This window comes from Lederbergia ruris (assembly GCF_018332955.1).
Taxonomy (GTDB): domain Bacteria; phylum Bacillota; class Bacilli; order Bacillales; family Bacillaceae_C; genus Lederbergia; species Lederbergia ruris.
Map to the genome: position 1 here is coordinate 1 of NZ_BORB01000003.1, position 24233 is coordinate 24233.

General features: G+C 39.4%; 20 protein-coding genes, 1 pseudogene and 1 riboswitch. Of the genes and pseudogenes, 14 read left to right on the forward strand and 7 right to left on the reverse strand.

The features are described 5' to 3' along the window. A partial coding sequence (locus KI363_RS02445) for a hypothetical protein (RefSeq protein WP_212965367.1) occupies positions 1-229 on the forward strand: 229 nt, incomplete at its 5' end. Between the two features lie 159 nt (positions 230-388). Continuing rightward, complete coding sequence (locus KI363_RS02450) at positions 389-958, forward strand: hypothetical protein (RefSeq protein WP_158323522.1); 570 nt, start codon at positions 389-391, stop codon at positions 956-958. A 184-nt stretch (positions 959-1142) separates the two neighbouring features. On the opposite strand, the gene KI363_RS02455 is transcribed toward KI363_RS02450, so the two are convergent. Continuing rightward, entirely contained in the window at positions 1143-3128 is a 1986-nt protein-coding gene (locus KI363_RS02455) for a methyl-accepting chemotaxis protein (protein WP_158323521.1), read from the reverse strand. A gap of 427 nt (positions 3129-3555) precedes the next feature. Here KI363_RS02455 and KI363_RS02460 point away from each other — a divergent pair, with 427 nt between their 5' ends. The 3 genes from KI363_RS02460 (at position 3556) to KI363_RS02470 (ending at position 6400) form a co-directional block, all read left to right on the forward strand. Beyond that, positions 3556-4764, forward strand: coding sequence for an MFS transporter (locus KI363_RS02460; RefSeq protein WP_246516722.1), 1209 nt, complete (start codon positions 3556-3558; stop codon positions 4762-4764). 160 nt (positions 4765-4924) lie between these two features. After that, a complete protein-coding gene (gene folE / locus KI363_RS02465; protein WP_158323520.1) occupies positions 4925-5560 on the forward strand; it encodes a GTP cyclohydrolase I FolE in 636 nt (211 codons plus the stop codon). 78 nt (positions 5561-5638) lie between these two features. Beyond that, positions 5639-6400 carry an SDR family oxidoreductase gene (locus tag KI363_RS02470; RefSeq protein ID WP_158323519.1) on the forward strand — a complete coding sequence of 254 codons (762 nt, stop codon included), beginning with the start codon at positions 5639-5641 and terminating at the stop codon, positions 6398-6400. A gap of 223 nt (positions 6401-6623) precedes the next feature. Here KI363_RS02470 and KI363_RS02475 read toward each other — a convergent pair whose 3' ends face one another. From KI363_RS02475 to KI363_RS02495, 5 genes are all read right to left on the reverse strand, one after another. Next, positions 6624-7475 carry a M15 family metallopeptidase gene (locus KI363_RS02475; RefSeq protein WP_158323518.1) on the reverse strand — a complete coding sequence of 284 codons (852 nt, stop codon included), beginning with the start codon at positions 7473-7475 and terminating at the stop codon, positions 6624-6626. A 169-nt stretch (positions 7476-7644) separates the two neighbouring features. After that, positions 7645-8751, reverse strand: a complete 1107-nt coding sequence (locus KI363_RS02480) for a sensor histidine kinase (protein WP_212965369.1) — start codon at positions 8749-8751, stop codon at positions 7645-7647. Beyond that, positions 8744-9439, reverse strand: coding sequence for a response regulator transcription factor (locus tag KI363_RS02485; RefSeq protein WP_158323517.1), 696 nt, complete (start codon positions 9437-9439; stop codon positions 8744-8746). The genes KI363_RS02480 and KI363_RS02485 overlap by 8 nt, the downstream gene beginning before the upstream one ends. Positions 9440-9587: 148 nt before the next feature. Continuing rightward, complete coding sequence (locus KI363_RS02490) at positions 9588-10016, reverse strand: GNAT family N-acetyltransferase (protein ID WP_212965371.1); 429 nt, start codon at positions 10014-10016, stop codon at positions 9588-9590. A gap of 149 nt (positions 10017-10165) precedes the next feature. After that, positions 10166-11698 carry a glycoside hydrolase family 10-like protein gene (locus tag KI363_RS02495; protein ID WP_158323515.1) on the reverse strand — a complete coding sequence of 511 codons (1533 nt, stop codon included), beginning with the start codon at positions 11696-11698 and terminating at the stop codon, positions 10166-10168. Between the two features lie 386 nt (positions 11699-12084). On the opposite strand from KI363_RS02495, the gene KI363_RS02500 reads away from it, so the two are divergent. The 7 genes and pseudogenes from KI363_RS02500 (at position 12085) to hprK (ending at position 19874) form a co-directional block, all read left to right on the forward strand. Then, positions 12085-13059 (forward strand): D-alanyl-D-alanine carboxypeptidase family protein, encoded by a 975-nt coding sequence (locus tag KI363_RS02500; protein WP_158323514.1) that lies wholly within the window; start codon positions 12085-12087, stop codon positions 13057-13059. Positions 13060-13161: 102 nt separating this feature from the next. Further along, a riboswitch (M-box (ykoK) riboswitch) is annotated at positions 13162-13327 on the forward strand. 272 nt (positions 13328-13599) lie between these two features. Beyond that, positions 13600-14568, forward strand: a pseudogene (gene mgtE / locus KI363_RS02505) (magnesium transporter); the annotation flags it as partial. A gap of 271 nt (positions 14569-14839) precedes the next feature. Beyond that, positions 14840-16003, forward strand: coding sequence for a DUF6688 domain-containing protein (locus KI363_RS02510; RefSeq protein ID WP_158323512.1), 1164 nt, complete (start codon positions 14840-14842; stop codon positions 16001-16003). A gap of 15 nt (positions 16004-16018) precedes the next feature. Continuing rightward, positions 16019-16621 (forward strand): class I SAM-dependent methyltransferase, encoded by a 603-nt coding sequence (locus KI363_RS02515; protein ID WP_158323511.1) that lies wholly within the window; start codon positions 16019-16021, stop codon positions 16619-16621. Positions 16622-16766: 145 nt separating this feature from the next. Further along, on the forward strand, positions 16767-17477 hold the full coding sequence (locus KI363_RS02520) for a sulfite exporter TauE/SafE family protein (RefSeq protein ID WP_158323510.1): 711 nt from the start codon (positions 16767-16769) through the stop codon (positions 17475-17477). A 52-nt stretch (positions 17478-17529) separates the two neighbouring features. After that, positions 17530-18681, forward strand: coding sequence for a GNAT family N-acetyltransferase (locus KI363_RS02525; protein ID WP_212965375.1), 1152 nt, complete (start codon positions 17530-17532; stop codon positions 18679-18681). 281 nt (positions 18682-18962) lie between these two features. Next, positions 18963-19874, forward strand: coding sequence for an HPr(Ser) kinase/phosphatase (hprK, locus tag KI363_RS02530; RefSeq protein ID WP_158323508.1), 912 nt, complete (start codon positions 18963-18965; stop codon positions 19872-19874). A 164-nt stretch (positions 19875-20038) separates the two neighbouring features. Here the strand turns inward: hprK and KI363_RS02535 are convergent, their stop codons facing one another. Further along, positions 20039-20503, reverse strand: coding sequence for a YndM family protein (locus KI363_RS02535; protein WP_158323507.1), 465 nt, complete (start codon positions 20501-20503; stop codon positions 20039-20041). Between the two features lie 221 nt (positions 20504-20724). Between KI363_RS02535 and KI363_RS02540 the strand changes: the two genes are divergently transcribed. Together KI363_RS02540 and KI363_RS02545 are read left to right on the forward strand one after the other, a co-directional pair. Then, positions 20725-22821: a metallophosphoesterase gene (locus KI363_RS02540; RefSeq protein ID WP_212965377.1), complete on the forward strand. Its 2097-nt coding sequence runs from the start codon at positions 20725-20727 to the stop codon at positions 22819-22821. Positions 22822-22973: 152 nt separating this feature from the next. After that, positions 22974-24227, forward strand: coding sequence for a M20/M25/M40 family metallo-hydrolase (locus KI363_RS02545; RefSeq protein ID WP_212965386.1), 1254 nt, complete (start codon positions 22974-22976; stop codon positions 24225-24227). Positions 24228-24233: the final 6 nt, after the last annotated feature.

Genomic DNA, 24233 nt, shown 5'->3' on the forward strand with positions numbered 1-24233 from the left:
TCTCCTGAAAGTGGCAGGCACTCGCCTACTATTTTCAGGGAAAAACCATAAAAACACAAAATCAGGTGGAGAAAAACAAATCGTTTCTCTCCACCTGATTTATTTTAGGGACTTTTTAGACATCCCCTTGGCAGTTGAGGCAAAGGTTCCTGAACTGTCAGCTAGAACTCGGCTTACTTTGGCTTCATTCATTAACTTACATCAGGCGCTTAGTGCCAATGGCAACTAAACATGCGTGACGTAAGCTGTATTTAAGTCAAGGAAAGCTCCCACCAAATCTTTGATTTGGTGGGGGAGGGTTCACCCGTGGACAAGGTTTATTTTCCTATTAGCGGGTAATAAATAGATAAAACTAAATCGATTATCCTGCAGAAAGGATCTTTTCATCATGTTTGGACTTTCGGATCTAATCGGTGTTGTGATTTCTGCATTTATTATCTTACCTATTGTTGTTTTTCTTAGAGAAGCAGGGTATTTAATTGTGAGTGGAATATTTGGAGTGAAGAATCCACGCTTGACGATTGGAACAGGTCCCCGAGTTTTGAGGATAGGCATTTTTGATGTGCGCAAATATTACCATCTATATAGTTGGTTTTCCTATGATTCTATAAAAAAACATAGTAAATTTGCGTACGTTTGTATATACGCTGGTCCTATATTCGTAAATCTCTTCCTTGCGCTGCTCATTAATGCCTTATTAGTTAACGGTTTTTTATCAGCTTACCATAATTTCTGGCAGCGTTTTATTTTTTATGCCGTTTATTATATTCTTTTAGACTCTTTTCCTATGATTACGTTTAATGGGATGCCTAATAATGGAATGATTATTTATGAAATGATTCGATATGGTAAGCGGATTGATCATAATAAGGAGCCTTTTCTCCCAGCTACTTCGAAAATAGAGGAACAATATCAACAAGAAATAGAACAAAGCAAGAAGAGGAGGGGAAAAAAATAAGAATCTCGATCGATACTTAAGTTTTCATAGAGATCTCACTTTTCTCCCCACTCATACGTTGCCTATCAGCCGCTTGGCTATACACTCATGCAAATCGTTTATGACTTAAAAAGAAGTGCCAGGCACTCGTCCCCATAAGACAAATTTCGGGGTGTGCCAAGCACTTTATACGCTATGCGAAAAACTATAATTTAAATTGCTGTACAAGCTCGTGCAACTCTTCAGCCATTTCCGCTAAAGCAGTCGACGATCCTCTAATTTCTTCCATGGATGCTAATTGTTCCTCTGTAGAGGCCGACATGTTTTGAGCTTCAGCAGCAGTAGTGTCTGCTACAGAGGCCACTTCCTTAAATGTGTGGCTGAATTGCTCTGTTCCAGTGGCTACTTGTTGAATATTCGTTGTGATTTGTTCGATTTGTTCTGTCATTTTTTGAACATACTCGGTGATGGTTGTAAAAGATGTATGGGCGTTCTCCACAACTTGGATCCCTTTGTCTACTTCATTTGTTCCGGATTCCATCATGCCGACAGTTTGTTGAATTTCCTGTTGGATATTGCTTATGAGTTTTCGAATTTCCTCGGTTGAGTTTCCAGACTGTTCCGCTAGCTTTTTAACCTCGGAAGCAACAACCGCAAAGCCTTTCCCGTGTTCTCCGGCTCGAGCAGCTTCAATGGCCGCATTTAATGCTAGTAAATTGGTTTGTTCCGCAATATCTGTAATCACATTAACAATTTGGCTAATTTCTTGGGAGCGGCTATCAAGCAGTTTCACACTCGTTGATAATTCACTCACTGTATTTTGAATGAATCGCATTTGTCCAATCGATGTTTCAATATCTTGTTTTCCGGCTTCAATAATCGGCCTTGTTTGGGTAACGGAATGAGCGACCTCATCTGAACCTTTGGCGATATGGGAAATAGATTGGGATACATCACCCGCCATTTTCGAACTTTGATCTATACGATTGGATTGACTTTCAACCCCAGCGGCCACTTCTTGAATGGAAGCAGAAATCTGTTCGGTTGCCAATGTATTTTGCTCTGTACTTGCATTTAATTGTTCAGATGCAGCCGCAAGATTACTTGATTGCTCCCGAACTTGAGATATGACGTTATGCAGGTGGATGCGCATTTCATTAAATGCCTGAGCTAATTGTCCTAATTCATCGCCACTTTTTAAAACTAGGTTTTCACTTAAATTGCCGTGGCTAATCTCAGTAGCTGCTGTAACTAATGTTTTAATGGGTTTATTGATTGAACGAATGATAAAGACAATGGCAATAGCAGACAATATGACCGAAATGAGAATGACCAATACTGTCGTTCTAAATATCGGTTGGACAGCTTGATTTACCTCATCCTGGTACATTGTACCGATGATTTTCCAGCCTGTTACTTCACTTGTTGTAAAAGCTAAATTTCTCTTGTCCTTTTTAGTTGTATAGAAAAAATTTCCAGATTCTTCTTCCTGTATTTTCTTGAAAAAGCCTTCAGTTGTCTCTTCCCCAGCCTCAATATAGGGGTGGCTAATATAATGGTTGGTTGTATCTACTAGTGCTAAGTAGCCATTTTTTCCAATTTTAATCGAAGCGATCATTTCTGTCAGACTTTCCAGCTTTAAATTTACAGCTGCAACCCCTTTGCCATCTGCGGTTGACTTGGCTAATGTTACAACCATTTGATTGGATGACTTAGAAATATATGGTTCAGTAATGATTACCTCTGTTGGGTGTTCCATCGCTTGTTGATACCATGGTCGTTCCCGTGGGTCATAATCTGGAGGATTTTTGAAAGTCGTGGGGGCATTCATGAATTTTCCAGTTTCTGTCCCTATATAAGTTTGTTCCACATCCCCTGTTGAGGCTTGAAATTTGTCAAGTACTTGTCTAGTTTGAGCGTGATCGTCGGAAATTATTTCTCCTGCAACAAACGAATTGGCTAAATAATCGACGTTTTCCATTTGTTTCTGTATAAACTGATCAACCGTTTGGCTTGCAGTATCGACATTATCTTGAGCCGTGTCTAAGATATGTTTTTCGATATTATTTTTGGAACTAGTATAGGCCGTAATGGCTATAGTCAGACTGGGGATTAATAAAACCAATGCAAAAGCTATTGCTAACTTATCACGTATTTTAAACGTCATGCGATTCCGTTTACTTTTTGCCATAAAAAATTCCTCCATTTTACAATTAGGATTTTACGAAAATCAATCCGAACAATGTAATATATCGACACGTTTGTGACTTTTTAAAATAGATTTATCAATGAAATGGTTTACAGACATTAAAGATTATCAATTTAAAATAATTTCCATTTTCCTTATCCGGATGATTGGATTATAATAGAGATATTGAGGCCAACAGGATGTTGGTCACAAAGGCGTTGCGCCAGGACGGCGCGTATTTAGCCTTTGATCCATAATCTAGCCGTTCATAATTTGTACGTCGCTAAACGGGCGTTTGCGTTTTTCTAAAATAGTCATGGTAACAAAACTTCTTTCATCAGGGCAGAAGTTTTTTTCATTGCGCAAATAGGAGTAGGAAAAGTAAACACCAGATGAAACTGGTGATTTTATATTAGAAAGAAGGATCTGTTTGGAGAAACTGAAGGAAGGGCTATGGACAAAGCAATATATATTAGTGATCAGTATGACGATCATCTTTTTTCTTAGTATGCAATCTTTATTAGGTGGATTTCCCATTTATGTGGCGAACATAACGCAAGATCCAGCAAGTGGTGGGCTAATGACAACGTCTTTTATGCTTGCTGCGGTTTTATCTCGCCCCTTTATTGGCGTGATCATCCCTAGAATTAATATGAAGAAATGGTTATTAAGTTCGATTCTGTTTACCGTTGTTGTTGTGGCGTTAAGCTATTTTACAACGTCTCTTGGGTTATTGATTCTGTTACGCGTGATGCAAGGAATCGGCTTTGGCTTTATCACAACCTTGTTGGCCACGTTGGCAACCAATTTAATTCCCTCGTCCCGGCTTGGAGAGGGGATTGGCTATTTTGGCATGTCGACAAGTATTGGTTCCACATTAGGACCTATGTTGGCCATTTCGATGATTCACTCGTTCTCATTCAAATTTGTGTTAGAATTTTCATTTCTTATGTTAGTGTTCGTATGGCTTGGTAGCTATTGGCTCAAAAGCTCGCCCATCCCTATAAAAGCGAATGATGAGCCTAAGACATCTATTATGCAAGCGGCTTTTGATCGGAAAGCATTTTTACCTTGTTTTCTCGTTATGTTGTTTTATATTACGTTTGCCGGTGTTGTTAATTTTCTTGATGGTCTAGGAGCAGTGTCAGGTCTAGGCGGGCAAACTTCTATCTTCTTCTTGTTTATTGCGATCATGCTTGTAGTGACTCGCCCATTCTCCGGAATAATCTTTGACCGCTTTGGTCATAAGTATCTCATATATCCGGCTAGCTTTGCAGCGATTATTGGGTTGATTCTACTTGCGAAGACAGGAAATATTTATACTTTAATCTTTGCAGGAATCTTTTATGGATTTGCCTATGGGGTAATGCAACCAACTTTCCAAGCCTGGGCCGTGAGTCAGGTTTCTGCAGATAAGAAAGCCACAGCGAATGCTATGTCTCTAAGCTTTATGGATTTAGGGCAAGCGATCGGTGCCTTTGCTTTAGGGCGTACTGCAGGGATCATTGGCTATCATTCGATGTATGGAGTCGCTACTATCATGATCGCGGTGTTACTAGTGATTTATTTCTCCATTCATTTATTGGTCAACAAGAAACGTAGAAGAACATTAAGTCAAGCGGATGTCGATGTTGTCTAGAAGAAAAGCCCCTGACATTTCCAACAACCAGAAAGAAAATTGACTTTTCGTTCTTATATCACTATGCTAAAATGTATATGTAAAATCAATCTTAAATAATATTTATTATAAAATATCCATAACATTTTCGTTATGTGCGATAGAAATGAGGTATCCTACAATGTCGACAACGGATAAAAAAAGAATCATTGTTCAACACTTAATAGATCGTTTTGGTAACGAACCAGGGATTGAGAAAATAGTACAAAAATCTGAGAATTATATGGAAGCTATTCGAGACTTAATTGAGATTTGTGGAGATGACCCGGATCGAGAAGGGCTAGAAGAAACCCCTTATCGAGTGTTGAAGGCCTTTCTTGAGTATACAGAAGGCAATCGTGAAGACCCGAAACATCATTTGGAAAAGGTCTTTGATGTGGAGCATGAAGGGTTAATCATGGTAAAGGATATTGAATTCCATTCTATGTGTGAACACCATTTTGCGCCTTTTTTTGGAGTCGCTCATATTGCCTATATTCCAAGTGAAAAAATTACGGGTTTATCGAAAATCGCTCGTATGGTAGATGGTTATGCTAAACGTTTCCAAGTTCAGGAAAGGTTATCTAACCAAATTGTGGATGCAATGGAGGAAGTCCTTCAGCCACAAGGTGCGATGGTTGTGATTGAAGCAAAACATATGTGCATGTGTGGACGCGGTGTTAAAAAGTCAGATGCCATGACGGTAACAACGGCCACAAGGGGAGTTTTTTCTGAGAATCCTGATTTGCGGAAGGAGTTCATGTCTCTTCTTGGTTAAATCATTTTCATTTGGAGAATAAAACCTTGCATGGGCAGCATATGAATTCAGTAAAAATGTGAGTTTGGGGTGGATTCGTTGAAACACGCAATGATTACAGCAGGCTCTAAGGGGATTGGAAGAAAAGTAACGGAGCGCTTTTTAGAAAAAGGCTGCTCTGTAACAGTGAATTATCGGAGTGATAAAGCAAGGGTTGAACAATTGCGTGAAGAATGGAAAGGGTATGAAGACCGAATCTTATTTGTCCAAGGCGATATCACAAGAAAAGCCGATATTGTCCGAATGGTGGAAACAACCATGAATCAGTTTGGCCGCATTGATTATCTGATTCACAATGCGGGTCCCTATATCTTCGAACGCAAAAAATTAGCCGATTACGAAGACCATGAATGGTATGAAATGATCGAAGGAAATTTAAGTTCGGTGTTCCACTTTTCCAAACTTGTCATTCCGATTATGAGGCAGCAACAATTTGGCAGAATGGTGATGTATGGCTTCCAAGATGCAGAACAAAGCCCTGGTTGGATTTACCGGTCTGCCTATAGTGCAGCGAAAGTAGGTCTCGTTTCATTAACAAAGTCGATTGCCATAGAGGAAGCAGGATCCGGAATTACAGCAAATATGATTTGTCCCGGAGACATTACAGGTGACATGAAGGAAGCAAATATTGAAACAGCAAGACAAATAAAAGATCAAGAGACACCTGTTGGCCGTTCAGGAACGGGTGAGGATATTGCTAGATTAATTGAATTTATTTGTGAGGAAGACTCTGATATGATTACCGGGAGTGTGTTATCTGCTACTGGTGGAGTAGAAGTGATTCATCGTCATCGAAATTAGGAGACTCGGGATGGATTCGACTGTTCTGACCTGCGGAAAAAATATAAATCTGTTTGGAAGAAGGTCTAAGGAAGTTAGTCTTAGACCTTTTCTTTGTGCGGATTTCTCTTTTTTGCTTGATTCGTGATGGGAGGAGATTTATTTGCTTTTAATGTATTCGAAGTTATTGTTTTTCCTGTAATATCTAGCGCTTTTTGGATTACTTTTCTCCCTAAAGAGTAGGTTAGTCTGGATAAATCGATACAATCACACCATCCATGTTATTCCCTGAAAGTTCATATTTTTGATTAATTGGAACTTGAATCGTTTGCTCCTCAGTAATCGGGAAATAGGTTACCTGGTAGCTCTTGCCATTATACTGAACGGATAGGGATTCCTCCGCTTTTAGGAAATCCAAATATTCCTCTAAAGCAAAATTTTTCTTATGCATGATGGCACTATGAGGTAACCCAACATAGCGAATATGCCACGGTTCATATTGAATGCCAGTGATTGCCACCTTATCTTTAGGATAGCGTAAAATAAATCCATATTTCCAAGCATTTTTTTCTATCCATTTTCCTTCAGATGCATTCTCCATTTTTCCTTCTGTTGATCCAACATCAAGGGAAATGCCTAAGTTATGCTCACTATAACCCGCTGGGAGAGCATAATCAGCGCCCATTTCGTCATATAAAATCGCCTGTTCTGCAAAGTCTCGATAGCCACTATTGATCATGAAATGCTGGACGCCTTCTTTTTCTGCAGCATTTACCATTCGCGCAAACTCCTTGGTCACAGACTCTGACAGCTGAATGGACTGATCTAGTAATTTAAAACCCACTACCAATTGGCTATTTTCAGATAATGAAACAATGTCGGAGCTGATTTGCTCCTGGTGGACAGGGTATTCATGATTGACCAATACAAGGTTGCCATGATGCATTTGTCCTGGTGGGACCTCCATTTCTTCAAAATGCTCCCCTGTTTGAGGTAAATTTTGAATATCTATCTTTTTTTGAAAAAGTGGTTGGATCTTCGGGATTGCCAGACCTAAACCAATAATGATACATAAAAAAACTCCCCATTTCTTCATCTATTATTTCCTCCTATTAGCCTCTAGCTACAGTTAAAGGTACAGCCATGTGCACAGTAGTGGTATTACCACAGATGCGGGGAAAGGCTGTCCCTTTTCTAAAAGGATAGGAAAAAAATCTTAAATTAAGAGGGGGGTAATTCTTAAATTTTTCTTAAAATGTTTGGATTTAGCTATTCGTGCTCTTCTGAAGTGGTAGTCGCACTTCAAATTGTGTCCGAATAACCGAGCTTTTTACTGTGATCGTGCCTCCATGTTGCTCAATAATATTTTTGGCGATAAATAAGCCAAGTCCAGTTCCTCCATCTTGAAACGTCCGTGCCTGGTCGCCACTATAAAACATGTCAAACAGATGGGGAATCTCTTTTGCTGGGATTTGATTTCCGTAATTGACTACCTGTACAACCACATCTTGTGAATCGACAAAACCATGGAGGTCGACGTATTGTCCATCTGTTCCATAGCGTATAGCATTGACTAATAAATTTTCAAACACCCGAGCTAATAGGTCCCCGTCCCCGAGAATGGGTAAGGGGGATTGATTGTCACTTCTGGCAATCAGATGATTTTTTTCAAACAGAGGATACAATTCCTCCTTCAATTGTTCAAGGAGCTCACTCATATCCAAGGGGGTTTTCTCAAGTGTCAGCATTCCATAATTCATTCTTGTGATTTCAAATAGTTCATCAATCAGTTTTTCTAAACGTTGCGATTTCGTAAAGGCAATGGTTGTATAGTGTCTGACTTGGGCTTTTGTTAAGTTTTCGTCTCGAAGCATTAAGTCTAAATAACCTAAAACAGATGTGAGCGGTGTACGAAGATCATGGGCTAAATTGACAACTAATTGATCTTTACTACTTTCGGCAAAATCGCCCCGCTTCACAGCTTCTTGTAGCTTGGAGCTTGCTTGATTTAAATCCTCAGCAATCACTTTAAATTCATCATTAGTTGAAATCACGACATGAGTGGTGAAATCCCCGTTAGCGAGTTGATGGATGCCTTTCGAAATTTCCTTAAAGTAATTTGAATAGGGTTTCGTCAGTAGAAAGAAAAATAGAATCGAAAGGGGTACAAAGATACATAAAAAAGCATTGACATCGCCGATAGTAGCAACTAATTTTCGTACTCGTGCCAAAGGATCGCCCATAAAAACCATTGTATGATAATAAAATTGGAGTCCCTTATAGAGTATATAGGTAATCAAACCAGACAAGAGCATACTTATGCCGAATAATAAGAGCATTTTTGCACGAAAACTATGGAGCATTTTAGCCATTAAACGCATACCCAACGCCCCAAACTGTTTTAATAAACAAGTTTTTCCGTTTATCTTCACCAAGTTTTTTTCGTAATGTACGAATATGAACCATTACTGTATTCCCACTTTCATAATAGGCTTCGCCCCAAATGAGTTGGAAAATTTTCTCCGTACTGAAAACTTTTTTGGGGTGGCTTGCCAATAAATATAAAATATCAAATTCTTTTGGAGTAAGTTCAATGTTTTGATCATAGAGTGTGACGGAGCGTTGGTCAGGATCTATTTTTAGCCCATTTGTTTCAATAATGGAAATATCATTTGTCCTCGGTTGATTAAATTTCATATACCGCCGCAATTGGGCATTCACACGTGCCAACAATTCCATTGGATTAAAAGGCTTTGTTAAATAATCATCTGCTCCGATCATTAAACCTTGAATTTTATCAAAATCTGAGGATTTCGCGCTCAAAAAAATAATCGGCATCTGATACTCCGCACGTATTTGCAAAGCTGTTTCAAATCCGTCTAAATTTGGCATCATGATATCTAAAATCACTAAATCAATGGGATGTGATCGGATCATTTGCAGAGCTTCTTGTCCATCAACTGCTTTATTGACTTGATAACCTTCTTTTTGTAAATGGATCTCAAGCAAATCAGCAATTTCTCGTTCGTCATCTGCAATTAAAATAGAGGGCTTCATCATTATCCAACTCCTGTATATTCACTTACATACATCTCAAGCCATTTCCGAGGAATGGTTGAACTCTATTATAAGTTGTTTTCCTATCAGGCTCAAATGCAATATAAACAGGAAAAACGCTTGATCTCATGGACCAAGCGTAGAGCGGGTATTAATCTAGCTTTTTAAAAAGAACCGTTTCATTTTGTTTTGTATAATTGGATTTTGTATACGTTGTTTGCGCTCCTATATTCTTCGCGCCTGTTAAAATTTTTACTTCTTTCACTCCGCAGGCACGAAAGTTTTCCTCTAAAAACGCCAGCAAAGAAGTGGCGATGCCTTTTCGTCTAGCTAGTTCTTTTACATACATTTCGGTTATTTCTCCTTGTGGTTCTTCATAACAAAAGGAGGAAAAGATCTGTGCACAGGCAAATCCTACTAATCTGTCATCCCTAACTGCTACTGCCACTAATTCATTGCTTTTCACAAGGCTTTCTGAAATTTTTAGGATGGGCCTTCTAGCGCCACCATTAAATTCCTGATTAAGAATGGAAAGTTCCTCAGCATCGCTTACAGTGGCTAACCTGATCTCTACTGTCATTGGCTACACCTTTCCTTTTGTAATCTATCATTGCGAAGATATCCGCTAGTAAATTATGGATACGATCCACCTGTAAAACTTCCTCCCAAAGTTCTGATCAGCAAAATGTGCGATCTATTTAAAAAATTTAGATGTGGATGGCGCCCCGATTATTTCTTTGTCTTTTTCTCTTTGGCATCTTTACTCTCTACACCCGTATGGGAAATGGATGTAACGCCATACGTATACCTTTTGCCAGGGTCAATATCCAGATCCACGAAGGTAGCTGTGCCATTTTGATCATAGGTGACGCCAACAATATTTTCTGGATTTTGATAATCCACCGTTTGATTCCCTTCAAATCGATAGATGACATATTTTTTCGCATCTGTTCTTTTTTTATTATTGATCATAATTTTAACAGAATTCCCTTGCTTGTCCACATCAACATTGATCGGCTTTTTCGGTACGTTGCTTCCATTCCAGGGGGTGGCAGGTGTTAAGGATTTTGCTGTATAAATCTCTTCCTCCACAATGTCAGCATAGCCAAGTGCATTTTTTAAAATATCTCTTAATGTAAAATGCATTTGCCCCTTTGCAATCTTGTTCGCACGATTGTCGAGAATTTGCTCGGGAAGTTCACGAGGATTCTCCCAAGCGGTATCAAAGTTATTATTCACTTTATAATCAGCCATGCCAATATAGAGATAAACAGGATGAACAAAGGCTTGTGTTTCTACTTGTTTACTCCACCAGTCTAATAGAACCGAGTAGCTGGCGACAGCTAATTGTCGCGACCAATAGATTTGTGGAGTGATATAATCAATCGAACCTTCTTGAATCCATTGACGAGAATCGGCAAATAATTGATCATAATGAGCATTGCCATTCGTTGCACTACCAGTAGGGTCATCTGCTTGATTCCGCCAAATTCCAGATGGAGAAATACCGAATTGTACCCAAGGTTTGATCGCTTTAATATTTTGATTGATGTCTTCCACAAGCTGACTCACATTATGCCTACGCCAGTCTCCAATATCGGTAAACTCACTCCCATACTTTTCATACGTTTCTTGATCAGAAAATTCGACTCCCGGATAAAAGTAATCATCCATATGCACCGCATCCACATCATAGTTTGCTACTAATTCTTTGACGGCATCGACTAAATAGGCTTGTACACCAGGAAGCCCGGGATCTAAATAGTATTGCCCGCCATGTTTCACAACCCATTCAGGATGCTGGATGGCGATATTGTTACTTGCCAAATCTTCCAATCCTTGGCTCACCATCGTCACACGATAGGGATTGATCCATGCGTGTAATTCCAACCCATGCTCATGGGCCGTATCTAACATAATTTGCAAGGGGTCAAAACCTGGGTCTGTTCCCTGTTTTTTTCCTGTAATATAAGTAGACCATGGTGCGAGTTTTGAAGGGTATAAGGCATCTGAGGTCGGCTTCACCTGAAAAATCACCGTATTAAAGTTTTTCTTTTCGAGCGTTTGAATCGTTGATTGCGCCCATGCAGTGTACTCCGCTTCTGTCATTCCCGGTTTCATATCAATATTAGTAACAGTCGAAATCCAGGAGGCTCGCATCTCTTCCTTTGGAGCCGGATTGGCTGCCTGAGCCGGACTGAAACTAGCGAATAATAAAACACTTAGTGGAATCCCTACCAAAATCACTTTCAAGTACGTCATTATCTTCCTACCCTTCTTTAATTTTTTAGCCCATTTTGACAGAATCAATGAAGAGTGTCTCTTGTACGAATGATTCAAGGAAATGCTTGTCCATCGAAGGCTCTTTTTATATCTATGAGACTTGTAAAATAAATAGTCGTATGAAAATTATTTTTATATGAAAAAGGTGGTTAGGAAGGTTGCCACTCGACCGTGAAAAGTTGTGAAATTATTCATATTGCTCTTACGACAAAGTTTTTAAAGTTCCAAGTAAGGGAAAAATTTGAATTTTACCTAAAGTGTGGGAGAGGTTTTTTTATCAATTAAGAGATGTTAATATAAAGGAATGTTTAAATGAGGCTACTTTTCTATAAAAATAGGATCACCGTAAAACAAGGAGAATATAAATGAAGCGATTTATGATATGGATAGGTGTAGTAATCATCGGGGGAATGGGGTTTCTATTCTTTCAGCAGGATGGCTCAGCAAAAGAGAGAATCTCGACTCCCTTTTCAATCGTAGAAAGAAGTGATTTAGAGAAACGTTTACCGGAGAGGATCACTCTACCAGAATTACCGATTCAAGCAAAGTCTGTTATTTTGCTTGATGCGGATACTGGCCATGTGTTGTATGAGAAAAATAAGGATCTTGCCTTGCCTCCGGCGAGTATGTCGAAAATCATGACAGAGCTACTTGTCCTCGAAGCGATTGAGAGTCAAGCAATAAGTTGGGATCAAGCTGTTACCCCAAGTGAGTATGTACGAATGATTTCCGAGTCTCCAGGCTTAGCGTCGGTTTCTTTACAGCAAGGCCAAACCTATACGGTCCGTGAATTATTTGAAGCGATGGCTATTCATTCTGCTAATGATGCAGCAATTGCTTTGGCTGAAACGGTAGCGGGGGATGAAGGGGCATTTGTGAAACTTATGAACGAAAGAGCTGGTCAGTTAGGATTGGAGCAAAGCCATTTTGTGAATAGTTCTGGATTAAACAACCGTGATTTAGGGAAATACCGATCAACAGGAGGAGTCAATGAGGATAATCAGATGTCTGCTCAAGACCTTGCACGTTTAGCCCAGCGTTTGCTTATTAAATATCCAGAAATCCTGGAAACAGCGGAGAAACCTACATTGAATTTCAGTACGGATACATATGGGAATACCAATCTAATGCTCCCTGGGGTTGGCTCTAGTCTTGAATATGCTGGTGTGGATGGATTGAAAACAGGTTTTACAGATGAAGCGGGTTATTGCTTTATTGGAACAGTAGAACGGGACGGGACAAGACTTATTTCTGTTGTGATGGGAACTGATTCGATCACAGCGCGATTTACGGAAACAATAAAACTGTATGATGCTGCTTTTTCCTTAATGGGTACATGATGATTTGATTATGAACAAATCTAGCTCATGATCAATAAGATATTCTAGAAGGTTTGACAATCCTGAATATGGCTACTACACTGGAAATAGATAATTTTATACGGAATTCCTCGCTAGGTGAGGCTCCTATGTGGAGATATGCTGCTGCCCAGAAATGTCGAAAGACTCCAATGGGTCAACAGAAACTATCGACTTAAGGTGGTTTTTAATGTAGCTGGATCATAATCCTATGTCACATAGTGCTAAAGCTCTGCGAAGGAGGTTTATTCACTATCAAATGAACACAGGCTTTATACGTGCTTCATGCGGTAACACTTGCGTGATCGGCATCGTGCAGGCCTCAAGCTGAACATCCTTCTTTGTGGAGAGGGATGTTTTTTGTTTTTTAAGAAATGTGAGGATTTCGTGTCTAAGATGAAGGAGGTGATGGGGATGAGTGAACCCCCTGAAGGTAGTTTATGCATAAAAATTGAAATCAAAGTCCCCTCGCCTTGGGGAGATCATCTTTAGAAGGAGGTACTCACCATGAATCATAGCATTTATGAACATGAAACAACGGGAACATTAATGAAACAAGGATACGTTGCTTTGCAGGAATCATGTACAGTAGAGCAAGCTATTCTTCATTTAAGAGAACAGGTACAAGGAAAAAGAAATATTCATTATGTCTATATGGTTGATGTCGATCAACAGTTAACAGGTGTATTATCGGTACGTGAATTATTAGCCGCAAGCGATACGGAGGGGCTTGCGGATATTATGAAAAAGGATCTTGTTTATTTTCCAGCAGATTTGGACCAAGAAGAAGCAGCCAAAGTTTTCCGAGATAAAGATCTTGTTTCGATTCCCGTCGTGAATAAATGGAAACAATTGATGGGGATTATTCATGTAGAAGATATTATTGATGTCATTCATCAGGAGGCAGATGAAGATATCGGGAAGCTTACAGCATCTGGCAAGGAAATTGATTTTCATACCCGTCCGCTCGTAGCAGCTGGCAAAAGGCTTCCATGGCTGATCTTATTATTATTCATTGGACTGATTTCTGGGGGAATCATTGAAAGTTTTGAAGAAACATTGGAAGCAGTGGTGGCACTTGCCTTTTTCATGCCGATGATTGCGGGGATGACTGGAAATACAGGTACACAATCATTGGCGGTGGTTGTTCGTGGACTTGTATCCGAAAAACTGGATCTAAAAAAAGCTGCGAAACTTTTATGGAGAGAGTTATTGGTCGGCATCATTATTGGGCTCACTTGTGCCATCATTATTGCGATTATCGCTTATGTATGGAGAGGAAGTATGATGCTTGGATTTGTTGTCGGTATTTCACTTTTGGCTACGCTGATTATCGGGACGCTTGCCGGAACGATTATTCCGCTTATTCTTTATAAGTGTAAAGCAGATCCAGCTGTTGCCTCAGGTCCGCTGATTACAACCATTAATGACATTTTATCTTTGCTGATTTACTTTGGGATTGCGACCATGTTTATCACACGAATTATGTGAAATCAGATCAAAGTTATGCAATCTGCTATGGCGCAATGAAGATCCAAAGTTCCGCAATAAGGATGTGAAGTTGCGCATTGGGGAGCTAAAGTTGCGCGATTCATCTTGAGAGTCGCGCAATTAGGTCAAAAAAGCTAATGCTAGGATTCAATTTTTATAAAACGAATTATGATAGAGACGCCATTATAAGCGAATGAAATATAGTAGGATTCAGCTGAAGGACTGGTACGACAAGATGCAAAAAGACTATTAGCATAGGGAGTTGGGAGCCATGTGGTTTTGGGTTATCATTTTATGCATTATAGCTATGCCAATCTATGCGTTTGCCAGAATGGTGCATAGTTTTTTCCCGAGGTCAGTTGCTAAGATGAGTGAAGATATAAGGGCCAGAGCCAAAATATTAGAAGGACTAAGTTTTATCGGGATCTTTTGCATCCTGACTCTAGGTCTTGTCTTTGATAGTCAAGGTGTGCAAGGCGGGGAGCCTTTAAGGGTATATGAACAAAATGGCGTATCCCTGGAAGGATATGCATCCCTTTCCGGACATCATGTGTTTACTTTATTTGTATTTCTTTGTTTGAGTATGGTTTCATACTGGTTATTATCTACTAAGAAGGTAAATCTATCACCTGTTCTGTACACCATCCACTGTGTTTTATTAATCATATTGATCTTATTGACAATCGTATACTTACTGCATACTGGATTTTTATACACAGATCTATTTGAATCACTAGGGATTATCTTGCTGCAAATTGGCTTGGTATCATTAAGCTTCTTCTATATTGCACGACTGAATGAGTCGATGCATTCTTTCTTAGAGGCTCAGGAGGAACAAGGAATTGAACATTCCAATGCTTTTACAGCCTTTCTGTCTCGTATTTCTGATCACTACCGAAAAATCCCTCGGTTATGGGCTCTTTTTCTCTTCCCAGTATTTTTAGTAATTCAACTTGTTTTAGTGTTATTCGGACAACGTCCAGATAGTTCTATCCAAGCATTTTTGGAGACAAGTAGTTTCCGGCTTTCGCAAATTCCAGTTCCACCTCCAGAAATGGTACCGGGAGATGGGCATTATTTATGTACAGTTTCCGTAACGGGACATCCAGGCTTGGTAAGGCCTGTCCGAATGGGGATTCGTCATGGTTCAAGAATTGTGGTGAATCGGCAATTGTTGATTGCGAACGCCTTTGAACATTTATTAGAGGAATATATACCAACAATCCATAAAAATATTCGCCGAATGTATGATACATATGGCTATCCCCTTAGTAAACATATTCGAACAAAATGGTCGGCTGATCTCGTTTATTTGCTGATGAAGCCACTTGAATGGCTTTTCTTAATCATTCTCTATACAGTGGATGCTAAGCCTGAAAATCGCATTCATATCCAATATAGCGGCTATCGAAATCGAATATTTCCCAAAAAATAAATGAGGAGTTTTATTGTGAACGAACATGAGTATGATCACTTGCTTGGTATTGAGACGACTGGTACGCAGGATTGGTCGTTCCATTTAGCCCAATATCACCCTTATGAGGCAACACCTTATCAAGCGCTAGACGCACTTTTTCATAAATATGAATGGACCAATAAAGATCGTCTTGTTGATTATGGTTGTGGAAAAGGTCGGCTTTTATTTTATCTACATCATCGCTTCGGGCTATCGGGTACAGGTATTGAGGTGAATAAGAAGCGGTGTGATGAAGCGGAGACCAATTTATTACGTTATCGAGAGAAAAATGGCGGGAATCCCGTTGATATTCAATTTAAATGTTGTCCAGCAGAAGCCTATAAGGTGGATTCGCGAGATCACCGTTTTTATTTTTTTAATCCGTTTGCTGTCCATATTTTTAAAAAAGTCGTAGGGCAGATCCTTACATCACTGAAACAACATCCACGTTCTGTCGATCTTATTCTGTATTATCCATCATCAGACTATCTTGCGTTTTTGGATACTCATACACCATTTGACATTTTGCAGGAAATAAGAGTGGCGGATTGGTATGAACAGAATGAGAACGAGCGCTTTGTGATTTATCGGTTGTGAAAAAGGGGGAGTCCCCTCTTTTTTTGCAACTTGCACACCTCTTCTAAAAGGGAAAACTACGTACGGAATTCAAGTCTGAGACTATTTAAGCCTTCACCTCACTATGGTAAAATAAAGATATTCGTATTAAGAAATAGGTGTTTTTTTGGATATTTTCCTTTTTGTCATTATAATTTTATTTGCCTCTATTTTACAAACTAGTACGGGGTTTGGCTTTTCGATTTTGGCTACACCATTTTTACTCTTGCTCTTCTCTCCGATGGAGGCCATCCAAATTAATTTGATTTTATCGCTTGTCATTTCGTGTGCATTAATAAGAAAGATTCGAAAGGATATCGATTTTCAAGTTTTAAAAAGATTTGTGTTTGGAAGTGTTGCAGGCCTCCCTATAGGATTGCTAATATTTTTATTTGTCGATATTCCCAGGTTAAAGTTGGGCGTTAGCATAATCATTTTACTTTTAACCTTGCTTTTGATTATGAAGCTTCGTATTGCACAAACAAAGCCTAGAGATTTTATCGCAGGCGGTTTATCGGGCACTTTAACGACAAGTATTGGCATGCCGGGTCCGCCTCTTTTACTTTATTTTTCGGGAACCGATACTGAGAAGGAAAAATTAAGGGGGACGACCTTAGCCTTTTATCTCTTTATCTATCTTATTAGTTTACTGATTCAAGTGATTTTCGTCGGCACGAATCAAACGATTTGGATTTCGAGTGGATGGGCTTTACCGCTTGTATTTATCGGTTTGTTTTTTGGACAACTTTTATACCGTTGGATCAACCAACACTATTTTCGCATTTTCACCTATATTATTTTGTTATTTACAGGCATTTATTTGCTTATAGATCGTTAAAGGTAGCGTGAAATCCTATAGCCATTCATTACATCGTAAGGAGAGATTATAAATGAATATTGTAAAACTATCATCTGAGAATTATGAAGAGGCAGCCCATTTATCAATGTATGCTTTTCAATATGAACTTTCAGCGGAGGAATTGGAGAAGCAAAAGAAAAAGATGGAGACACAGCATATTCTCGGTATTTTTGAAGAGGGGAAGTTAGCATCGAAATTACATATTCTTCCTTTTGAGGTCTACCAACACGGCAAGCGTATCCCGATGGGGGGAATTGCGAGTGTGTCTTCCTATCCCGAATATCGCAGAAAAGGCCATATTCGGGGATTGATGACGACCGCTTTGGAAGTGATGAAGGAAAAGGGCCAGCTATTGTCCTATCTCCATCCTTTTTCGATTGATTTCTATCGAAAATTTGGCTGGGAGATTTTCTCAGATACTCGTAATATGACGATATTGAGAGCCGATTTATCGATTCCAGAAAGTGAAGGTAAGATCGTTCGACTCCATAAAGGGGCACATCATCCAGATCTGCAGATTATTTATGAAACATATGCTCAAGCGTATTCAGGGATGCTTGTTCGTGAACAAACATGGTGGCGCGATCGTTTGCAATCATGGACCCCAGCTATTTATTATTCTCCTAATGGAAAACCAGAAGGATATCTGCTGTATTCCGTTAAAGAAAGTAAAATGAAGGTCGCCGAATTTATGCCTCTTAGCCATGAAGCTAGGAAAGGATTATGGGCATTTATCGGACAACATGATTCCATGGTAGAAAAGGTGGAAATATCGACTTCCCTTTCCGAACCATTGCCTTATATTATGAAAAATCCTCGTGTGCAGATGGAGGTATTTCCTTATTTCATGGCGAGAATAGTGGATGTCGAGCAGTATTTACAACAGTTTGCTTGGTCGGCTAATGTTCACACACCAATAAAATTGCGGGTAAAAGATCCGGTTGCACCATGGAATCATGGCATTTTTGAGCTAACCGAAGATGGGGTACGGAAAGTGGTGGCCGATAGTAATGAGGAAAAGGTGATTGAATTAACGATCAATCAATTATCCGCCCTTATGCTTGGGTATAAAACAGTCAAAGAGCTGGCAGAAGTAGAAGCTATACAAGGTAATCAGGCTGAACTTGCCCAGTTAGAAAGCATAATTCCAAACCAAAGCACTTACTTCCCAGATTTCTTTTAGGCCAACAGGATGTGGGTCAGAACAGCGTTGCGTCGTACAAGGATGTACTTAGTGCAGACGAAGCGACAGGACGTCGCGGTTTGAGTCTGCCGCCAGGACGGCGCGCATGTAGCTGTTCATCATTGTTTATCCTTTCACTCGATCCTTAAAAAAAGACCAACATCATGTTCTTCCAATTGACACAGCATAGTCACAGAATATAGAACGGTTTCATGTTATTATGGGTAATAATATTCAATCTCATATAGTTGAAAGTAAAGGGACGGAGAGTGTCATTCAAGGTGGAATCAATAGTGGTTGAACATTTGGTTCAAAAATTTTCGTTAGAAGTTTTAGCGGGAGCGAGTCAGCTAAAGCGGCCTGTTACAAAGCCGAAAACACATTGTCCAGGCTTAGAATTTATTGGGTTTTTTGACTTTTTCCCAATGGAACAAGTACAAATATTAAGTGAAAAAGAAGTGACCTACCTACATAGTCTGTCCCAAGAGGAAAGAAAGCAACGGATTGGCAATGTGGTGAAATATCATCCTCCTTGTTTTATTGTGACAGATCAACTGGAGGGATTAAAATATTTAAAGCGCTTTTGTGATCAAGAAGGGATTCCTTTGTTACGTACCTCTGAAAGCGCACCAGAATTTGTTGCCAAAATTGATAGTTTTTTAACTAAAACGCTGGCAGAGGAAATTGCGATTCATGGTGTTTGTCTCAATGTCTCGGGAATGGGGATTTTACTACGTGGAAAATCTGGCGTTGGCAAAAGCGAAACGGCTCATACTTTAATTGGAAGAGGACATCGTTTGATTGCAGATGATATTGTCGTGCTGAAAAAACTAAGCCCCCAAACTTTGTTAGGTACCCATAATGTAACGAATCGGGAATTTTTGGCGTTACGTAGTATTGGTTTATTAAATGTGGTTCGCTTATATGGAAGAAGGGCGTTTCAAGATGAAACAAGAATTTCTTTGGACATAGAATTAACAAAGTGGAAAGGCAATGCATTAAACAATGAACTAGAGGTCGATCATAAATTTAAGGAATATATGGGGGTTCGCGTCCCACATGTAGAAATTCAGCTGCAACCTGGACGTGATGTAGCGGGATTAATTGAGGCTGCTGCGAACAACTGGTATTTAATGCAGCAAGGCTACAGTGCGGCAGAGGAATTTATCCAAAGAATTGATCCAGAGAATTAATGCTTCCTTATGCATTAGATCGTCATGAAAGACATAATTTACCGGGTTTGTGTCTCCCATTCGCCGTGCTCAGGAAGAGAAACCCATGTAAAGAAGGAGCCTATTCCCGTCCGGAAAAAAATGCTAACTTGCAGGGACATTGACTGTCCCTGCAAAAGTTTTGGTTACTCTTTCTCGATGTCTTGGTCATTTTCATCAAGCTCATCATCAAGCTCATTAAGCTCTTCAGAGGCCTCTGTTTGGTATTGCATATTTCTTGGAGAGGGGTGGGCCTGAGTTTCTTCTTCACCTATTACTTCAGTAGCCATCAGTTTATGGAAAAAGTATTCAAAGATGGTGGTGCCCACAGCGGCTATAAGAGACATCATAAATAAATTTCCACCTGTTGTTAAGGCCATACTCATGATCCATATCACAAACAAGGAAAGTCCGAAATCTGCTGCAGTGGCAATACTATTATTCGTTCTGGGCAAAATAAGCAAATCCCCAATGAGATAAGATACTACTCCTAATGTCAAGGTAATGAGGAACACATTCCCAAAAGACATTCCATACAACATCCCCAAAATCATATATAAAAGGGCCAGGCTAGCCAAAAACTTAATGGTAATTGCCTTTAGATGGTCCATATTTATCAACTCCTTTCATGTTATTTTTACAAAAATGGCCTCTTTTATTCACCAGGTTAACAAGATGGTGCTTCAAATTTACCAGAATAATGTCCCGACTATAAAATACATCTAAAACTATGTTAAAATTTAAAATAGTTCCGGTAGTTGTACTTTCAAGATAATACTGTCATGCTTAATATTTCAATCTAATCCTTTCTATAAAACGGAGTGAAATGCAGTTGTGTGAAAAGGCAAAAATACTAGATGACTTTGAACATGGAGATAGAAGTCGGTATCTAACAAATCATCAATTTGTTTCAAGCTATGATCTCTCATTAAGTACAGAGCAGGCCAGATTTGGCCGATATAGTTTAAAGCTTTTTTACCATTTTGGTGGCTGGCAATCTGGAAATGGTGCGATGTATATTCGTTTTAAAGAGGGATTGATAACGGAGAGAATGCCTAAAAAGCTTGGTGTTTGGGTTTTGGGGGATGGATATTCGCCGTGGTTACGAGCAACATTGTTAGATGGGAATGGCGAACGTAAATGGGTGAATTTAACGAATGAGAATATCAACTGGAAGGGTTGGAAATATGTTGATACACCCATTGATTCTCAATGGACCTTACCTTTGCAGCTGGAACAGATTTATGCAGTAGAGAAAAATAAGGAACTGCAGGGTGATACCCATTATACGGGTTGCATTTATGTGGATCATATTCGTTTTGTCTATGAGGATTCAGAAGATCTGGTAGGACCTGAATTTTATGATATCAGTCCAAGATGTCCAGTGATTTACAAAGACCATTTTACTTTTTTAGCTAAAGTAGTGGATGTGCAAACAGGAGTAGACCCAAAATCGATCTGGATGACAGTGAATGGTGAGAAGGTAGACTTTACATATGATCCAGAGAATCAACAAATTGAATACTTATTTGAAAAGGTTCAGACAGGCGTTTATCATGTCCATGTGGAAGCAATGGATCATGCGGGAAACCGCTCCTTACCATGTGTGGATAAAACCTATACGATCGATTTAAGTCCCGATTTAGATCCTCCCATCTTTTCAAAGGTTACTCCAACGGAAACGGTGGTGGAAAGAACAGGAACGCCACGCATCACTTTTCACTTAATGGATCAAAAATCAGGGGTGAACCCTGACTCCATTGAAGTTTTGTTAAATGGGGAAAAATTAGAGGTTTATTTTGACATCGACACGGGGTGGGGTTATGCGCTGCCTTTAAATAAATTGGTGAGTGGTGAGCATATTCTACAGATCACCGCACAGGATTGTGCAGGTAACTCGACGGTGCCACTAAAGCGAAAGTTTCGCGTGCAAACTTTGCCAGAACCCGTAGGAAAACAGGAAATTTTTATTATTCCTGATACACATTCCTTTGACTGTGGTATGAAGGCTTTTCAGTTGAGTGCGGAAAAAGAACCTGCCTTTATCATTCAAATGGGGGATATGGTAGATCAGTCGTTGCAAGCAGAATATAAAAGCTTATCGATCATTTTTTCTAATATGGAGAAGAAGATTCCCATTTTTACGACACCTGGTAATCACGAAGCATTCCAAGGGACTTTAGATTTGTATAGGGATATGTTTGGTTCCCCAACTTATCACATGGAGTATGGAGATACTTTATTTGTATTTTTAAATTCAGCCTTTGATCAAAGTATCACAGCATCGGATTCCACTCAATTTCATTATTTGCAAAGATTACTGAATGATCAGCAAAAACAGAATGTAATCATTGTAACTCACGTACCAACAAGGGATGATTTTGGAACGGCCCATCAAATGGAAGAAAAAGATGCAAGGAAATTAGAGAAAATTTTGAGCCGGTATAAAGAGAGACAGCCTTCCGTGTCTATAATGGTTTTATTCGGACACCTCCACGTTCTTCGGCAATGGACACTGAATGGAGTAGACTATATTATTACCGGAAACGGCGCTTCGAAGGGTTATGTGGGACCCGAAAAGGGCAATATTCTAGGGCAAGGCATTGTAACACTTGATAAGGATAAAGTGAATTACCGATTTATTCCTTACGAACAAACAATGTACTTAGTTCATGAAAGAGTAAAAGATGGAATCCTCCGTTTGCATGTAGGGGATACAGTGAAACTTCAAATAATGAGCCCTGAAGCAACAGGGACGGATTTCACACAATACCCGGCTATTCCTAAGAGCTGGGAAACAGGCAATGAAAATGTAGCCAAGGTCGATTCGAGTGGTCAAGTAGAAGCCGTATCAATCGGTGCTACAAGCATAAGAGTGCGAATAGGAGACCAACAGGCAACAATTCAATTGGAAGTGGTCGATAATTGATTTTCATTCAAGAAGATTTAATCGAACATTTAAAAAGAAATGACTATTTTTTTGTGGAGTGGAAATCTATATACGAATGTTATCGCATATTTATATTTATTTATTCGTGTTTTTGGTATATAATAGGGGAGTCATCCAAGGAGGTCATCTAGATGTTTAATACACAGTATGAGGAAATTAAGCAAATAGCAGAGAGAATTTTTAATAACCCTGAATTGGGATATAAAGAATTTAAAACAAAAGAAACAATCGTAAGTTTTTTAAAAAAGATTAATCCTGAACTAACCTTAGAAGAGTTTAGTACAACAGGATTTCGTACTAGCCTAGGAGAAGGAAAGGATCTAAAAATTGCTTTTATAGCGGAATTAGATGCTGTCTATGCGCCGACTCATCGAAACGCAGATCCTGATACAGGTGCTGCTCATAATTGTGGCCATTATACGCAAATAGCGATTGCGTTAGCCCTTTATAAGTATTTATATCAGTCAAAGGTCTATGAAAACTTTGATTATGAACTTGTATTCGTTTTTGTGCCGGCAGAGGAATATTTGGATCTTCGTTATCGGGACGAGCTTTTGAAAAATGGAACCATCTCCTATTATGGCGGGAAACCGGAAGCGATGCGACTTGGCGTGTTTGATGATATTGATTGTGCCGTTTGTGTTCATGCTATCGGTGGAGAGTTTGACAAAAGAACGATTGATATTAATACGGCATTAGCCGGTTTCCTTTATAAATATTATGAATTTAAGGGAAAGGCAACCCATGCGGGCTTTGATCCATTCTCTTCGAAAAATGCTTATAGCATGTCAACGCTGTTTAATGTGGCGGTTGGTTTAGCGAGGCAGCAAATGAATGAACGGGAAATGGTGCGGATTAATCCGATTGTAATGGAATCCGATATGTCGACAAACGTGATTCCAAATCGGATCGTCGTTGGGACCGATTTGCGGGCGCAATCTGTTGAATATATTAAAGAAGCAGCTATAAAATTAGACGATGCAGCAAAGGGAAGTGCGATCGCCCTCCAAGGAGAAGTGGACATTCAAACGCAAATGGGCTATTTACCTTTCAAACAGCATCGTTATCTCTCTGAGTTTGTAAGAGAAACATTTGAAAAAAATGAGAAAATTGATGTTCTCCTTGATAACAACGCAATCAGTGCAGGAGGAGATATTGGCGATTTATCCTTTATGATTCCCTGTATTCAAATCGGCCATAGCGGCTTTACGGGGACGATTCACGGGGACGACTTTATCGATATTGATCAAGAATTTCTATTTGAAATTTTCCCTGAGTTTTTATCACAAGTTTTTATTTATATGAATGGGAAAGTGGACAAAAATCAGTTATATAAGCGCTCATTTGCGGAATATGAAGCATTAATTCAAACGATTGTAGACTAACAGGGG

What these genes read in the sequence shown, in the direction of transcription:
- KI363_RS02495 (WP_158323515.1), bottom strand. Translation starts at nt 11,698, where the DNA reads ATGACGTACTTGAAAGTGATTTTGGTAGGGATTCCACTAAGTGTTTTA.
- KI363_RS02545 (WP_212965386.1), top strand. Translation starts at nt 22,974, where the DNA reads ATGTTTAATACACAGTATGAGGAAATTAAGCAAATAGCAGAGAGAATT.
- KI363_RS02450 (WP_158323522.1), top strand. Translation starts at nt 389, where the DNA reads ATGTTTGGACTTTCGGATCTAATCGGTGTTGTGATTTCTGCATTTATT.
- KI363_RS02510 (WP_158323512.1), top strand. Translation starts at nt 14,840, where the DNA reads ATGTGGTTTTGGGTTATCATTTTATGCATTATAGCTATGCCAATCTAT.
- KI363_RS02455 (WP_158323521.1), bottom strand. Translation starts at nt 3,128, where the DNA reads ATGGCAAAAAGTAAACGGAATCGCATGACGTTTAAAATACGTGATAAG.
- KI363_RS02535 (WP_158323507.1), bottom strand. Translation starts at nt 20,503, where the DNA reads ATGGACCATCTAAAGGCAATTACCATTAAGTTTTTGGCTAGCCTGGCC.
- KI363_RS02475 (WP_158323518.1), bottom strand. Translation starts at nt 7,475, where the DNA reads ATGAAGAAATGGGGAGTTTTTTTATGTATCATTATTGGTTTAGGTCTG.
- KI363_RS02490 (WP_212965371.1), bottom strand. Translation starts at nt 10,016, where the DNA reads ATGACAGTAGAGATCAGGTTAGCCACTGTAAGCGATGCTGAGGAACTT.
- KI363_RS02480 (WP_212965369.1), bottom strand. Translation starts at nt 8,751, where the DNA reads ATGGCTAAAATGCTCCATAGTTTTCGTGCAAAAATGCTCTTATTATTC.
- KI363_RS02500 (WP_158323514.1), top strand. Translation starts at nt 12,085, where the DNA reads ATGAAGCGATTTATGATATGGATAGGTGTAGTAATCATCGGGGGAATG.
- folE (WP_158323520.1), top strand. Translation starts at nt 4,925, where the DNA reads ATGTCGACAACGGATAAAAAAAGAATCATTGTTCAACACTTAATAGAT.
- KI363_RS02525 (WP_212965375.1), top strand. Translation starts at nt 17,530, where the DNA reads ATGAATATTGTAAAACTATCATCTGAGAATTATGAAGAGGCAGCCCAT.
- KI363_RS02485 (WP_158323517.1), bottom strand. Translation starts at nt 9,439, where the DNA reads ATGATGAAGCCCTCTATTTTAATTGCAGATGACGAACGAGAAATTGCT.